General features: G+C 44.6%; 11 protein-coding genes. 6 read left to right on the top strand and 5 right to left on the bottom strand.

The features are described 5' to 3' along the window. The first annotated feature begins 2 nt into the window (after positions 1-2). Positions 3-545, top strand: coding sequence for a DUF1599 domain-containing protein (locus tag ACRD6K_RS08490; RefSeq protein WP_299577087.1), 543 nt, complete (start codon positions 3-5; stop codon positions 543-545). A 4-nt stretch (positions 546-549) separates the two neighbouring features. Continuing rightward, positions 550-1707, top strand: a complete 1158-nt coding sequence (locus tag ACRD6K_RS08485; protein ID WP_430972905.1) for a BT_3928 family protein — start codon at positions 550-552, stop codon at positions 1705-1707. Positions 1708-1834: 127 nt separating this feature from the next. Here ACRD6K_RS08485 and ACRD6K_RS08480 read toward each other — a convergent pair whose 3' ends face one another. Further along, positions 1835-2692, bottom strand: coding sequence for a sugar phosphate isomerase/epimerase family protein (locus ACRD6K_RS08480; RefSeq protein ID WP_430972904.1), 858 nt, complete (start codon positions 2690-2692; stop codon positions 1835-1837). Between the two features lie 147 nt (positions 2693-2839). Here ACRD6K_RS08480 and ACRD6K_RS08475 point away from each other — a divergent pair, with 147 nt between their 5' ends. Then, positions 2840-3256: a gamma-glutamylcyclotransferase family protein gene (locus ACRD6K_RS08475; protein ID WP_430972903.1), complete on the top strand. Its 417-nt coding sequence runs from the start codon at positions 2840-2842 to the stop codon at positions 3254-3256. A gap of 78 nt (positions 3257-3334) precedes the next feature. Beyond that, positions 3335-4576, top strand: coding sequence for a PQQ-binding-like beta-propeller repeat protein (locus ACRD6K_RS08470; RefSeq protein WP_430972902.1), 1242 nt, complete (start codon positions 3335-3337; stop codon positions 4574-4576). Between the two features lie 92 nt (positions 4577-4668). Here the strand turns inward: ACRD6K_RS08470 and ACRD6K_RS08465 are convergent, their stop codons facing one another. Together ACRD6K_RS08465 and ACRD6K_RS08460 are read right to left on the bottom strand one after the other, a co-directional pair. Then, positions 4669-6327, bottom strand: a complete 1659-nt coding sequence (locus tag ACRD6K_RS08465) for a diphosphate--fructose-6-phosphate 1-phosphotransferase (RefSeq protein WP_299577076.1) — start codon at positions 6325-6327, stop codon at positions 4669-4671. A gap of 238 nt (positions 6328-6565) precedes the next feature. Beyond that, positions 6566-7384, bottom strand: a complete 819-nt coding sequence (locus ACRD6K_RS08460; protein WP_430972901.1) for an alpha/beta hydrolase — start codon at positions 7382-7384, stop codon at positions 6566-6568. Positions 7385-7605: 221 nt separating this feature from the next. On the opposite strand from ACRD6K_RS08460, the gene ACRD6K_RS08455 reads away from it, so the two are divergent. Both ACRD6K_RS08455 and ACRD6K_RS08450 read left to right on the top strand, forming a co-directional pair. Continuing rightward, positions 7606-8751: a glycerate kinase family protein gene (locus ACRD6K_RS08455; RefSeq protein ID WP_430972900.1), complete on the top strand. Its 1146-nt coding sequence runs from the start codon at positions 7606-7608 to the stop codon at positions 8749-8751. Positions 8752-8822: 71 nt separating this feature from the next. Beyond that, positions 8823-10265, top strand: coding sequence for an SDR family oxidoreductase (locus ACRD6K_RS08450; protein WP_299577071.1), 1443 nt, complete (start codon positions 8823-8825; stop codon positions 10263-10265). A gap of 82 nt (positions 10266-10347) precedes the next feature. On the opposite strand, the gene ACRD6K_RS08445 is transcribed toward ACRD6K_RS08450, so the two are convergent. Together ACRD6K_RS08445 and ACRD6K_RS08440 are read right to left on the bottom strand one after the other, a co-directional pair. Further along, the gene (locus ACRD6K_RS08445) at positions 10348-13467 is read right to left on the bottom strand and encodes a cytochrome c biogenesis protein (protein WP_430972899.1); all 3120 of its coding nucleotides are present in this window, start codon (positions 13465-13467) and stop codon (positions 10348-10350) included. 149 nt (positions 13468-13616) lie between these two features. Beyond that, positions 13617-15119, bottom strand: coding sequence for a cytochrome c3 family protein (locus ACRD6K_RS08440; RefSeq protein WP_430972898.1), 1503 nt, complete (start codon positions 15117-15119; stop codon positions 13617-13619). Between the last annotated feature and the right edge of the window lie 79 nt (positions 15120-15198).

Below are 15198 nucleotides of genomic sequence, written 5' to 3'. Positions count from 1 at the left end.
ACATGGAAAAAACCATTCAACAATACAACCACGTCATCAAAATTTGTGAAGATATCTTTCTTAAGAAAATGAAAGATTATGGTGTTGCCTGGCGAATTCTGCGCCCCAGCTCCATGACCGACCAAATTTTCATTAAAGGACAGCGAATTCGAAGCATTGAAATGAAAGGAACCATGAAGGTAGCCGAAGACAGCCGTTCTGAGTATATCGGCATCATCAACTACTGCATCATGGCTTTGATTCAGCTGGAAAAAGGCATTGCCGACCAGGATGACCTGAGCTACGAAGAAACCCATGAGTTGTACCTGAATTATTTTAACCAGGCCAAAAACCTCATGCTTAATAAAAATCATGATTATGATGAGGCATGGCGACAAATGCGAGTCAGCTCCATCACCGACCTTATCTTAATGAAAATCAAGCGCACCAAGCAAATTGAAGACAATGCCGGACAAACCATCATCTCGGAAGGGATCGATGCCAATTATCTTGATATGATCAATTATGCTGTTTTTGCGTTAATAAAGCTTGAATTTAAAGAATAACTAAATGAAAACTTTTTGGCACATCGCACGCATCGTATTAGGCTTACTGTTCATTTTTTCGGGCTTCGTAAAAGGGATTGACCCTTATGGAATGGCCTACAAGTTTACCGACTATTTCAATGCCTGGGGCATGGAATCGCTCACCGACCTTGCTTTTCCGCTCGGAATCCTGCTGTCAGCCTCTGAATTCATCATTGGTGTAGCGCTTGTGCTAAATGTTTTTATCGCTCTTTTTTCGTTGCTGAGCTTGGTCATGATGGGCTTTTTCACCATCCTGACGCTCGTTATTGCAATCAACAATCCGGTCACCGATTGCGGTTGTTTTGGCGATGCCCTGACTCTGACCAATTGGGAAACATTCGGGAAAAACATTGTTCTCATGGCTTTTGCCATCGTGGTTTTTACTTATCGGAAGAAATACAAACCAGCCAATTTCCCGCTGATTGCAACCATCATGGCAGGGGCAACCATTTTTGTTTTTGCCTACCTGGTTGATTACTCCTACAACCACCTGCCTATTATGGACTTTCGCCCTTACAAAATCGGCGTGAATATTCCTGAAAGCATGCAGGTTCCGGAAGGAGCTCCCAAAGATGTTTATGAGAATACCTTTCATTACAAAAACAAAAACACCGGAGTCGTTGAAAAATTCAATCAGGACAATTACCCCTGGCAGGATACCGTCAACTGGGAATTTGTATCGATGGATGATCCGGTGCTGGTTCAGAAAGGCTATGAACCACCGATTCATAACTTTTTCATTGAAACGCCGGAAGGTGAAGACATCAAAGATTTCTTCCTGTACGATGACAACTATACCTTTTTCTTCATCGCCTACAACCTCGAAGAAACGGACTTGTCTCAAATGGAAGCCATCAACCAATTGGCCGACCATGCCGAAGCCAATAACATGAACTTCATTGGGCTGACCTCTTCATTAGCCGATAATATGGAAGCGTTTCGGGCAGACAATAACATTCGGTTCGAATTATTCAATGCCGATGAAATCACGCTAAAAACCATGATTCGTTCAAACCCGGGGCTGATGCTGATTAAAAATGGAACGATTATGGAAAAATGGCACTTCAACGATGTCCCGAGCACGGAAGAACTGGATATGCAATTGGCCTATTTCGCCAAATTAGAGAACAAAAACAACTAGTTATCAGCGGGATCAAACGATTATCTTCCTAAAATCAGCAAAAAAAATAAGGAAAAAAAAATCCCCCGCCGGTAAGGTGAGAGAAAGGATTTATGGCGGGGGGTTAAATTATAATGAATGAACGAATTTAAACAAATTTTGCTTGTTTCAGATAGTTCAGACTAATTTCCACACTTTCAAAAGGATCAAGATCGCGGAAACTGTCCTGCTCCACAAAGAAATACTTCATTCCGGCTGTTTCCTTTTCAGCAAAAATTCGCTCAAAATCAATGCGTCCACTCCCCACGGGTGCAAAAAACTGATCATCAGTAGTAACCATATCTTTCACATGCCAAAGGCCAAAACGTCCGGGGAATTTCTTAAAATAATCAACCGGATCAAAACCGCCACGTGTTGTCCAGTACAAATCCAGCTCAAAAGTCACCAAATCGGGATCGGTCTGGCTAATCAGCACATCCATCGGAATTTGCCCTTCCATTTCTTCAAACTCAAAGGCATGATTATGATAGCCAAACTGCAACCCATGCTTTTGTGCGATTGCTCCCATTTGATTGAATTTTTCAGCAGTCGCTTTATAGCCATCCAGGTTTGGCCTCAGGTTATCCGGCAAGTAAGGATAAATAATGTATTTACACCCCGCTTTGGCTGCATCTTCGCAAACCACCTCAGCCTGATCCAACTCAAAAACCGTATGTGAGCTATGCAAAGGCATTCCCAGCTTATGCACATGATCTGCAAAAGCCTGAGGAACCATGCCGTAAAAAGTGCGATCATTCATGTTGTAGCCGGCAGCTTCAAGAGAATTGTAACCGATCTCAGCCAGTTTTGCGAGCGTTCCTTCTTGGTCAGCTTTCAGTTTATCGCGAACCGTATAAAGTTGAAGTCCTATTATTTTTTTTGAATCACCGCAGGCAAGCATAGGAACAAACATGCTTCCGGCTGCAAAGGCTGCAGAGCTTCGAAGAAAATCGCGACGAGTAGTCATAATTGTTAATTTTAGTGGTTAGTATTGATACCTCATTTCAATGCCATTAAATTTAACAAATAATCCGGATGATCGAAAAACAGCTTATTTAATTAAAATAGCTGAAAACCAGCTGTTACTTTTGGAATTTGAACGAAATTGAATACAATGAGAGAATTTCTGCTTTTTACTTATGGAACCATTGGCGATCCGGAATTCTTTGAAGGGCTGCTAAAGCGAAAAGCAGAATATCAAACCGCGCAATTAAACGGTTACCAATGCCTGCTCAACCCAGACACGGGCTATTTTTTTGTAAAACCAGCAATTGGCAAGCAAGTCTCCGGAAAATTAGTTGCTGTAACCGAACAGGAACTTGCTATTCTGGACCTTTGGGAAGAAGTGCCAATGTACAGGCGGGAACTTCAAACTGTTGAATGCAAAACCGACCGTAAGCAAGCCTTTGTTTACACACAAAACCATGCGGATGGAGTACCTATAAACCCCAATCATGAGCTGGACCGGGCAAGCGTTCTTTTGGAAATTCAAACTTTCCGGAACTGGATTGATAACTCATTGACAGATTAATTTTCTTATACGATCAGCTGTAATGCCAGTCCGTGTTTTCATACTTGTAAAGAAAATTCAACCAATTTTCACTACCGTATGAAAAAACTCGCTGTTCTCTTTTTATTGGCCTGCCTGGTTAGCTGCAAGTCAGGCCCCGAAATCACGCAATGGCGTGGCGAAAACCGCTCAGGAAACTACCCTGCCACTAATTTGCTGGCAAGCTGGCCCGATGAAGGACCGCTTGTCGTTTGGGAAACGGAATCGCTTGGCAACGGCTACAGCAGCCCCATTGTTAGCGACGAATTTATTTACGCCACCGGAGAAATTGATAGTCTTGGTTACTTGTTTAAGCTTGATCATACTGGCCGGGAAGTATGGCGCTCGGTTTATGGGAAAGAATGGACCACCAATTTTAAGGGTTCACGCGGTGCCCCTACCCTCGCTGATAACCTGATTTATGTGTGCTCTGGCCTGGGCGATATTTCCTGCCTCAATGCCGAAACCGGAGAGCGACTGTGGTCCTTAAACATGGTCACAGACCTTCAGGGAACCTGTCCCCGCTTTGGATTTTCACAGGCACTGGTGGTAAACAATGAATGGGTTTACTGCCAGCCGGGAGGCGAACAGCACAATGTCGTTGCGCTCAACCGTTTTACGGGCGAACTGGTTTGGTCCAGTGCTGGCTTTGGAGAACGCCCCGGATACAACTCTCCCTTGCTGTTTGAATGGGGTGAAAAAAAGATTCTGGCAACTTTTTCGGCCTATCACCTTTTAGGCATTGATGCAGAAACCGGCCAACTACTTTGGTCGCAGGAGCAAACAAATACGAAACCAGAAGAGCGCGCTCCCGGAAAAGGCGACACCCATGCCAACACCATCCTGTTTCACGAAGGCGCTATTTATTACTCGGCAGGCGATGGCAACTGTGGAGTGAAATTGCAGCTCAATGAAGACGCAACGGGCATCGAACAACTTTGGAAAACACCTAACCTGGACAATTACATGGGAGGCTTTGTTTTGGCCAACAACCACCTTTATGCCAGCAGCCATCGTCAAAATCAGTTTATTGCCATCGACTGCGAGACCGGCATGCAAACCGACAGCCTAAAAATTGGGCGGGGAAGCACCATTCAGGCTGATGGAAAACTCTTCTTCTATGGCGATAAAGGAACCATTTCACTCCTTGAAGCCAGTGCTGAGGGCTTAAGAACACGAAGCTCGTTCAAACTAACAAAGGGCAGCAAGGAGCATTTTGCTCACCCGGTTATTCACGGTGGCTTACTTTACCTGCGACACGGCAATTATTTGGGAGCTTACCAAATTCAAAGGCAATCCTGAGCTTATTTTAAGATAACAAAGCTCTTCAACAAACGAAAAAACCCTCCACGAATTCATTCGGGAGGGTTTCTTTATATTGCTTAATCAGCAAATTACTTTGCTTCTTGTTCCAGTTTCAAGGTAACTGTTGTACGGTCACAAACTTCGCTTGGTCCCCAGTATTGAATTGGTCCCGGGTACAAGTAGCTGGTTTCAACAGCCCACTTATCGCGGTTAGCTACCAAGTATTTGTATGGTGCGCCATCCAGCTCAACCAAAGCTTTCTGAATTACGGGCTTCATGTGTCCATGGCGTCTTTCCATGTTCATCATTTGCGTAATTGGCACTCCACCAGCGATCCACTCTTCAGCAGGCGCAGTGGTATTGCGCACACTTGACATGTATCCTGTTTTTCCTGCACCAATCAATACAGAAGCAGTTGTTCCTAACGAGTAGCAGTAGTCAGCATCGAAATTAGAAGGAGCAGCACAACGACCTTCATAGCCGAAGAAGTGGTACTGAGTTCCGAATTTACCCTTAAACTCACCTTTTTCTGCCATCTCGGCCAATTTGGCTTTTACCATTTCACCCAACAGTTTTTCAGTCTCAATCAAAGAAACCTGAACGTTTCCGTGTGGGTCACGGTCCAATGTCAATTGGTTGGCAATTCCGGATGGCAATGAACGGTACACAGCCGCTGATTCTTCTGAAATTTTCTCAGCCACCCACTCACGACGGTAGCTTCTTTTAACTCCCTGGAAGATTTCAGCTGTTTTAGTTCCTTCTGCCAGCAAATCATTCAATTCACCAATCAGAACTTTCATTTCTGGAATAAACTCAATCAGTCCTTCAGGAATTAAAGCTACACCGAAGTTATCACCGTTCTCAGAACGTTTGATAACGATGTTAGCCATGTATTCTACAATTTGATCCAGTGTTTGCTTTTTCTCAGCTACTTCTTCTGAAATCAAAGTGATGTTTGGCTGTGTTTGTAAGGCTGCTTCCAAGCCAATGTGCGACGCAGAACGTCCCATCAGTTTAATGAAGTGCCAGTATTTTTTAGCTGAGTTTGCATCACGTTGGATGTTACCAATCAATTCAGCATATACTTTTACAGCGGTGTCAAAACCAAATGATGTTTCAATCATTTCGTTTTTCAAGTCACCGTCAATTGTTTTAGGACAACCAATTACCTGAACACCTGCTTTTTTAGCGGCATAGTACTCAGCCAGTACACAAGCGTTGGTATTACTGTCATCACCACCGATAATAACCAGTGCTTTGATGTCCAGTTTTTTCAAAATCTCAAGTCCTTTGTCAAACTGAGCTTCTTCTTCCAATTTCGTACGACCTGATCCAATGATGTCGAAACCACCTGTGTTGCGGTATGCTTCCAGGTATTCGGCAGTAATTTCAATGTATTCATGGTCTACCAATCCTCCCGGACCACCCAGGAAGCCGTATAGTTTGCTATCTGCATTCAGTTTTTTGATTCCATCAAAAATACCAGAGATCACGTTGTGTCCGCCGGGAGCCTGGCCACCTGAAAGGATAACACCAACATTCACAGGAGCAAAATTCTCCGCATCAGTACCTTCTTCAAAGGTAATAATTGGCATTCCATAAGTATTGGGAAATAAGTTCTTGATCGCTTCCTGATCAGCAACCGATTCAGTTGCAGCACCATCAACAAGTTTAACGGCACCTTTCAATGATTTAGGAAGTTTAGGCTGATATTGAGCCCTGGCTTTTTGTAATGCACTAATGGTCATGTTATTAATTTTTTAGGATCGTATTACTATTTAATATTTAGGATCATCTGCTGCAAAAATAACCTAAAATCGGAGTAAAGGACCAGTTGGCACAGAGAGTCCTTCTGATTTAAAGTAAATTTAAACCCGAGGCCCGAACAATTCTCGTTTAAGCCTTACTGACTTAACACCCCATAAACATTTCGATTAAAATTGAGTTGGATCCCAATCCACTTTATAATAAGGAACTTGATCGGCTCTAGGGGTTCTTTTCAAAATAGTCGTGAAAGAACAACAAGTGGTATTTTACTGAATTGGCCCAGTACTCCCAATTGTGTACTCCGGGTCTTTCGGTGTATTCGTGTGGAATATTTCGCTCCAGCAGTTTCTGGTGCATCCGTTGATTAACTCCGTAGAAGAAATCATCCACACCACAATCAAAAATCAGCTTCAATTTTCGTCCGTCCAGCAAGTAAACCAGGTTGATTACCGAGTTTTCTTCCCACCTAGCTTTGTTTTCAGCATAGCTTCCCAAGCGCTTGGGGATATCCCAATTGTTTGGGAAAGGTCGAATATCCAATCCCCCACTCATACTTCCGGCAGCCCCCCATATATCCTGGTGACGAAAAGACAGGTAAAAAGCACCATGACCTCCCATGCTAAGCCCCGTAATGGCACGGCCAGCAGGATTGGCAATTGTTTGGTATTTTTGATCTACTGCACGCACCAATTCACTGGAGACATACGTTTCGTATTGCATGGCCGGATCAACCGGACTATCAAAATACCAGCTCGTAACACCGCCATCCGGACAAACAATAATCAAATTGTATTGATCGACATAGTTTTTAATGGCCGGAACTTTGCTTACCCAGTCCGTATGATTGCCTCCTGCGCCATGCAACAGGTAAATAACCGGTAGCTTTTCGCTTTCAGCACTGTATCCCTCAGGAAGAATCACGACGTTTGAAATCGTCTTGATCATTGCAGCACTTTCTACTTTCAGGGTATCAACCCGGGCTGCAAACGTAGTAGAAATAAAAAATACAAATAGAAAAAACAGAAGGTAACGTTTCATTAGTTGGTCAAATTAAATGTAACTATAATTTACTCAGACAAAAATAACAAGTTGAAAACAATCTCCACCCTTTCAGAAAAAATAAGCGAATCATTATCGATAAGAAAACACCCGACAGAGTCTTTAACCGGCTTTGAAATCCGTTAATTTTCCGGCATTATCCTGCAGGTTACGAAGAATTCAATTCATTCTGCTAAATTTAACTTCAAAATCAAGCTGAAATGAAAATACTCCTGGCTCCCGACTCGTTCAAAGACTGTCTCTCTGCCGCTGAAGTAGCGAATTATTTAGCGGAAGGAATCAAACGAGTGACCCCCCATATAACAATCCGAAGCATTCCGCTAGCAGATGGTGGTGAAGGCTTTGTGGAAACCATGCTTTCGGTAAAAGAAGGTACCCCAATAAGCTGTCGAGTTACTGACCCTTTGGGAAGAGAAATTGATGCCCGCTACGGCATGGTGGACAACGGGCAAACTGCCGTTATTGAAATGGCTACAGCTTCCGGTATTGAGCTCCTGAAGCCTGAAGATCGGAACCCGCTAATCACTTCAACGCGAGGCACAGGGCAGCTGATGAAAGATGCCATGCAGCGGGGCTGTCGGAAACTGATTATCGGCATTGGAGGCAGTGCCACTAACGACGGAGGAACCGGCATGGCGCGGGCACTGGGTTATCGGTATCTCAATCAACACAAGCAGGAAATCCCCGAAGGAGGCGGGTACTTGGGTCAACTGCACCACATTGACCAGTCATCCGTCTTTCCACTTCTGAAACAAACCGAGATTGTGGCGGCCTGCGATGTGAACAGCCCGCTAACCGGCCCCCGTGGCGCCTCGGCAGTTTATGGTCCCCAGAAAGGAGCCACGCCAGCCATGGTTTCCCAACTTGACCAGAACCTGGAGCATTTGGCCAAAATCATTCAACAAGATTTGCAGCTAACCATTGCTGAGCTACCGGGCGGCGGTGCTGCCGGAGGTTTAGGAGCCGGCTTAGTGGCTTTTGCCGGAGCAACCTTACGTACTGGTTTTTCCATCATCAGCGAGCAAACCGGAATGGAACAAGCCATCCAAGAGGCTGATTGGGTCTTTACCGGAGAAGGAAGAATCGATCATCAGACCAAACAGGGAAAAACCCCATGGGGTGTGGCTCAGCTTGCCCGCAAACACAACAAACCATGCATCGGCATCGCCGGCTTGCTGGGCGATCGTTACCACGAGCTCTACCACGAAGGTTTCAGCTCATTGTTTGCCCTCCCCAACGGGCCACTTTCGTTGGAAGAGAGTCTGGCACAAGCTCCTGGACTGATTGCCGACACAGCCGAACAGGTTTTTCGTTTAATTACAAGCTATACGTCTCCTAATGGGTAGCCGCGTTCTTATCCGAGGATCAATGATTCATCCTTTTATGTTTTTGATTGTTTAATTTTCAAAGACAAACCATGAGAATATTACTTACAGGCATTACAGGTTATGTTGGGAAGCGAATTTTGCCCCTCTTGCTGGAGCAAAAACATGACGTCTTTTGTTGTGTCCGAAACCTGGATCGCGTGGAAGAAAAATGGCTCAACCACGCCCAGGTTCAACTGGTTGAAATCGATTTTCTTAAGCCACACAATCAGCAGGATTTCCCAAAGGAAATTGATGTTGCCTATTACTTAATTCATTCGATGGCTTCTACTTCCGGAGATTTTGAAGAATTGGAACTGACAGCAGCACGCAATTTCAGAAATTTGATTAGCCAATCGCAAGCGAGGCAAGTGATCTATCTTGGGGGAATATCCAACGACAAGTACCTTTCCAAACACTTACGTTCGCGCTTAAATGTGGAGAAAGAACTTGGGAAAGGGAACTACGCATTGACATCCTTGCATGCCGGCATCATCATTGGTTCGGGAAGTGCTTCCTTTGAGATTATCCGGGACATGGTTGAAAAGCTGCCCATAATGATTACCCCCCAATGGGTACTCACCCTGTCCCACCCCATCAGCATTCGGGATGTGCTTAAGTTTCTGATTGGGGTCATGAACAACGAAAGCTGCTTCAACCAATCCTTTGATATTGGCGGAAAAGATATTCTTTCCTACAAAGACATGCTGCTCCAGTATGCCGAAATCCGCAAGCTAAAACGTCGCATCGTTACCCTGCCCATCATGACGCCGCGACTTTCCTCCTATTGGCTATTCTTTATCACTTCCACCTCTTACAAACTGGCTGTTAACCTGGTAAACAGCTTAAAAGTGGAGGTGATTGCCAAAGACAATTCACTGGCCGAAATGCTTCAGATTGAACCGCTGACCTACCGGGAAGCCGTTGAAGCTGCCTTTACAAAAATTCGTCAAAACCAGGTATTCTCCAGCTGGAAAGATGCGTTGAGTTCCACCGAATTCAATCCCAATTATGCCGATCATATTGATGTTCCGAACTATGGGTGCTACTGGAACAAACAGTCGGTGCCCTTCACGCAGGATCCCGAAAAGGTGTTGCAAACCATCTGGTCGATCGGAGGCGACAATGGCTGGTATTATGGCACCTGGCTTTGGCAAATAAGAGGTTACCTGGATAAACTAACCGGTGGCATTGGTTTACGGCGTGGGCGTACAAACCCCGATGAAATTATGAATGGCGACGCGCTGGATTTTTGGCGCGTGTTGCTGGCCGACAAGCAAAAAAAGCGCTTGCTGCTTTATGCCGAAATGAAGCTTCCGGGAGAAGCCTGGCTTGAATTTAAGATTGTGCAATCGGGCAATGAAAACCGTCTGATACAAACCGCCACTTATCGTCCTATTGGAGTCTGGGGCCGCTTTTATTGGGGTTTATCCTGGCCTTTCCATCTTTTCATTTTCAGGGGCATGGCCCGAAACATATTAAAAGCCAGCAACTAAAACAGCTACTGGCTTTTAATATATTTTGATTTTTCAACAGAACCAACCAAGGACTATTCCTGCCCAGTTTTGCAATCTCCTTTTAATCTTTAGCCTCCAACTTCACCACTTTTTCAGCATCGCCATATTTATTTTCTGACCGAGCTGCCAAAAAGATCGATACAAACACCACCGCAACAGCAACATATACAAAGCCCGGAACGGCAGGTGCATCGCCCTGAGCATAGGAGTGCATTCCCGACAAATAGTAGTTCACTCCAAAGAAAGTCATCAGCACCGAGCTAAAGCCGGCCAAAGCCAGTGCACTCAGCACAAAGTGGTTGTACATACCCGGTACTTTCCGTAGGTGAATGATGAAAGAATATACCAGGATGGTAACCAAAGCCCAGGTTTCTTTCGGATCCCACCCCCAGTAACGCCCCCAGGATTCATTGGCCCATACGCCACCAATAAATGCTCCTACGGTTAGAAGGATCAACCCGACAATCATGCTTAATTCAATAATGATGGCCAACTCCACAATGGTAAATGAGGTATTTTTCAGGTTCCCGGGCTTACGCAAGGTCATAATAATCAGGTTCAGAAAGCCAACCAGCGCAGCCACCCCTAAAAAGCCATAGCTTGCCGTAATAACAGCCACATGCACAATCAGCCAATACGATTTCAACACTGGCACCAGGTTCGTAATTTCCGGGTTCATCCAGCTCATCCCCGCCACCATTAAAATCAGCGAAGCCAAAATGGTGGTAACGGCCAAGGTAATCTGCGATCGTTTCAGAAAAACAAAACCTGTCAGCAACGAAGCCCAACCAATGTAAAGCATGGTTTCGTAGCCATTACTCCAGGGAGCATGCCCGGCAATGTACCAAAGCAAGGCCAATCCTGCAGTATAGGCTGCAAACACAACAGCAACCAGCCAGGTTCCTGCCCTCAATATTTTTTTCAGCTTTAGTTTTTCGTTGAAAATACCAAGCAGGTGAACAATCAATAGCAGAAAGCCCACCACGCCACAAACTTTGGATAACCATCCAAAAATATTCCAGTTGTTGTAGCGAATTTCCCACTTTATTTTCGTCTGGCTTGGCATAATTTCGTTGCCATGGGTGTGCTGAAATTCTTTCAGGGCTGCGAGCTTTTGATCGGCCACCCCGAAGTTGCCTCGGCTGATGGCTTCGTTTACCGCCTGAAAATAACCGGTCAACAAACGTTCATCACCCCCTTCATTAGCTTGGTTTTTATAATATTCCTTCTCCCCCACCCATTTGTTATTCGCATCATTCTCCAGGGGAAATACCTTGAGAAAATCTCCCTGAAAAATCTGGTAACAAATATTCATACGCTCATCCACATTGATGATTTCCTTATCGTACTTATTGCGTTGAGTAGGTTGCTTTTGATAAGTGGCATCAACCAGTTGCTGCAGCTTGTAAACGCCGGTGTTCGGGTCCAGCATTTGGTTGAAAGTAACATATTCGTCCCGAAATCCCAGCTGCTTGCGCAGTTCGCTGTTATTGATCCGAATAATGGGTACATTTCTCCAGGCTGCAGGACGGGCGCTCATGCCTAAAAACACTTCTGAAGCGCTCAAGCCTTTAAAGGTATTTTTCTTATTCAACTTACGCATAACTTCGGAAGCCAGTGTATTCACCGGCTCTACGCGTCCCTTGGTATCCTGCACCAGCAAGGTTTCAAACCGCTTCAAATGATCCTTGTCAATTTTAACCAGGTTATCATTTTGAGCATTAACCACCGTGGGCAAGATGAATAAGGCTGCAGCAAACAGGCCGGCAAAGCTTTTCTTCTTCAACACTTTTAAACGGGAGCTGGAACGCAAAAGCGACTGGAAACGACTTTTCTTATTAAAAAAGGTCGCAACCATTCCCAAGGTCATCAGAAAATAACCAATGTAAGTGACCATCGTTCCTAAATAATCGTAGCTCACCGAAAGAACCGTTCCCTTTTCGTCCGTATCATAGGAAGATTGGAAAAAACGATAACCATCGTAGTCCAGAATGTTGTTCATGAAAATCCGATAAGGCATTTCAAGCTGGTTGCGGCTATCAATAAGCGTTACTTCGCTGGCATACGACGAAGGACTCATGCTTCCAGGATAGCGTTCAAGCTGAAAATCGCGCAGGTGGATTTTAAAGGGAAGCTCAATTAATTTGGGTCCGAACCCCACGTTTACATGCACATCTCCCAGGCGAGTTTGCGTGGTTTTTGCCTGCTCTCCCGAGTTTTTAAATACTGCTACTTGTTTTTGCTGATCAGCCAGTTTCAAGTTTACCATAATGGCATCGCTGGCTTGCTTGGCTGCCGCTCCGGTAACACGCGACAACACTTTGCGGGCAAATGGGTAATAAGCTTTCATGGCAAAAATATAGTTGCCTAATTGGTACATGCCCTGCCCTTTCAGCGGGATTTCTTCTCCCGGAGCAACAGTTTGCTCCACATTGCCAGTCATGGCAACCACATGAATGCTATCTTTTGCTTTCAGCAGAAGACCATCAGCCGAGCGCTTCAAATAAATGGGTGCATTGGTGTTTTCGCCTTCAAAACTAACCCGAAAATTATTGCGACTAATTTCCTCGTTTAGCTCCAACACAACATCATCGCGCGAGGCATTCCGATTAACCAGGATAAAAGAGAGCATGGGCCGTCCTCCTTCATCAGCGACAATGTTTTCAACTGCTGAAGAAACATAATCAAGTACCTCAATCTCCAATTCCTGGCTTCCAATTTCCAGCGATTTATCAAAATTGTTTCGGGTGTAAGGTGAAAACATCACCGACCAGTCTTCCTGGCTGTTTGCTTCAGCTGTGGAAGCTTCAAGTCGTATAAAAGTATTGGTGGATATCAGTTGATTCGAAGCCTGTCCTTCCCGAATATGCATCATGCCTTCGTAACTGTAAAAACGGGTAATACCCGCTCCAACCAGAATAACAAGAAAAGCCAGGTGAAAAAGTACCATGCTCCAACGTTTCAGCTGAAAAGCCTTGTAGTAGAACAAGCCGCCTACCAGGTTGAATGCTGTAAATGCCAACAAAATATTGAACCACCAAGCATTGTAAACTAAGATTTTTGCAGTTTGGGTGCCATAATCATTTTCAATAAATGTAGCATATGCAATGGCTACCCCAAATATAACGACCAGGCAAGAGCTGGTTAACATGGAAAACAACGCAGACTTTAGTTTTTTCATTCTTCACAAGCTTAAGTAGTAACTTACAAGTTCATCTTTCCTCTTAACAAAAAATTACTCCAACCTCATGTAAGGCTGAAGTAATTACGATCTTTTTCAAATTCTATTTTACTTCAACGATCCAGCTCCAAAATAATCAAATATTCTGATCAATACAAACTAAAATGACAATCGGAACAGAATGTTGTACGCCACTTTTCATTGATATCAACCGGATGTTCAAATTCCAACGGATTGGCAGATGTTCCATAAACCAGTTGGTCGGCAGTTCCTTGGGCCAGAATATCATGACACAGGTTACAATCGCGCGAAATAACATCGCCCTGCGTTGTTTCATGACGATCGTTGTGACAACGATAACACCCCGTTGTTTCAAGGTGCCCCAGATGGTTTGGATACACCGTCCAGTTTACCCTCATCACCGGAAATATATTCTTTTTATAACCTGTTTTAATTGCCTGAATTGCCTGATCGTATAGCGCTTTCTGATCAGTCATGACTTCCGGGTACATAATTTCGTAATACTCCTTGGCATAAGCGTCAATCGCATTCATGGCACTGTCCACCTTTGGATATTCCGAACTCAGAGCATCCATCGCCACAAGCTTAATGTCTGGCAGCTCCCTGGAAATTTCACCGGCAGTAATGTAATCATCGATAAAGTTGGCAGGAGACAAATAGTTGTGCGAAGGACGGTTATGACAATCGATACAATCCATGGTCCGTAATTCCACTGTTTCCAACTCCGAGTCTGACATTGCCACCGTTTCATCCCGGTAAACTTTAACTTCACCAGTTTTCAGGTTGGTATAGCGAACCCAGGGAATGGTATCACGTCCTTCGTCCACCGCCCGATATTCAATTTTAATATCGGGATTGATGTGCCAGTGAATGCCTTCCTGAAGGCCTTGTGCGCTGTAAGTAGCACTGGTTTTCATCATCAGGTGAATGTCCCACTCCGTGGTGCTTCCATCGGCCAGGTACGACTTTTTGGTGTTGATCTTGCGGGCATAAAATTTCTCTGTCCAGTGACATTCTTCGCAGGTTTCGCGTGCCGGGCGCAGACTATGAATCGGAGTTTCAATTGGTCTGGGGTATTTGTTAAACAGCACCGAATAAACCTGGTACAAACCCGACATTTTACTTTTCACATACCAACCGGCCCCCGAACCGACATGGCACTCCACACAACCTACCCGTTCGTGAGCCGATTCCTGATAAGCAGTATACTCTGGCTCCATAACCTGGTGACACAATTTTCCACAGAATTCATCCGACTCAGTCAGGTGAAAGGCTTCATAACTTCCGATAGCTGACAAGATCAGAAAACAGATTGTACCAGCCACGAAGATGATGGAAGCATTACGCACCGAAGTCTGGTTGAAATCAATAATCGGCCAATCCTTTACATGAGCTTCGTCCGGGTGCTTTTTTAAGCGATTTTTCTCTTTGAGAACCCCAATTGGAATTAAAATTAAGCCCACAACCAGCACCATGGGCAAAGCGATGTAGATAAAAATGCCCAGGTAGGAACTGCCAATGTCAAAGATGGCTGAGATTATAAATAAGAACAGAATGATGAGTAAGCTTATCAGTGCAATTGACGCTCCAATAACCGAAGTTAAATTCCTGACGGACTGTGGTAATTTCATGGAGATTGTTTTAAAAGTGAATGCAAATCCTTTTACAAATATCCAGACGCCTTAGGATCTGTTATAACCCTGAGCGACC

Source organism: Sunxiuqinia rutila (genome assembly GCF_050589705.1).
Classification (GTDB): Bacteria; Bacteroidota; Bacteroidia; order Bacteroidales; family Prolixibacteraceae; genus Sunxiuqinia; species Sunxiuqinia rutila.
This window is presented reverse-complemented; position numbering and strand designations above follow the sequence as displayed.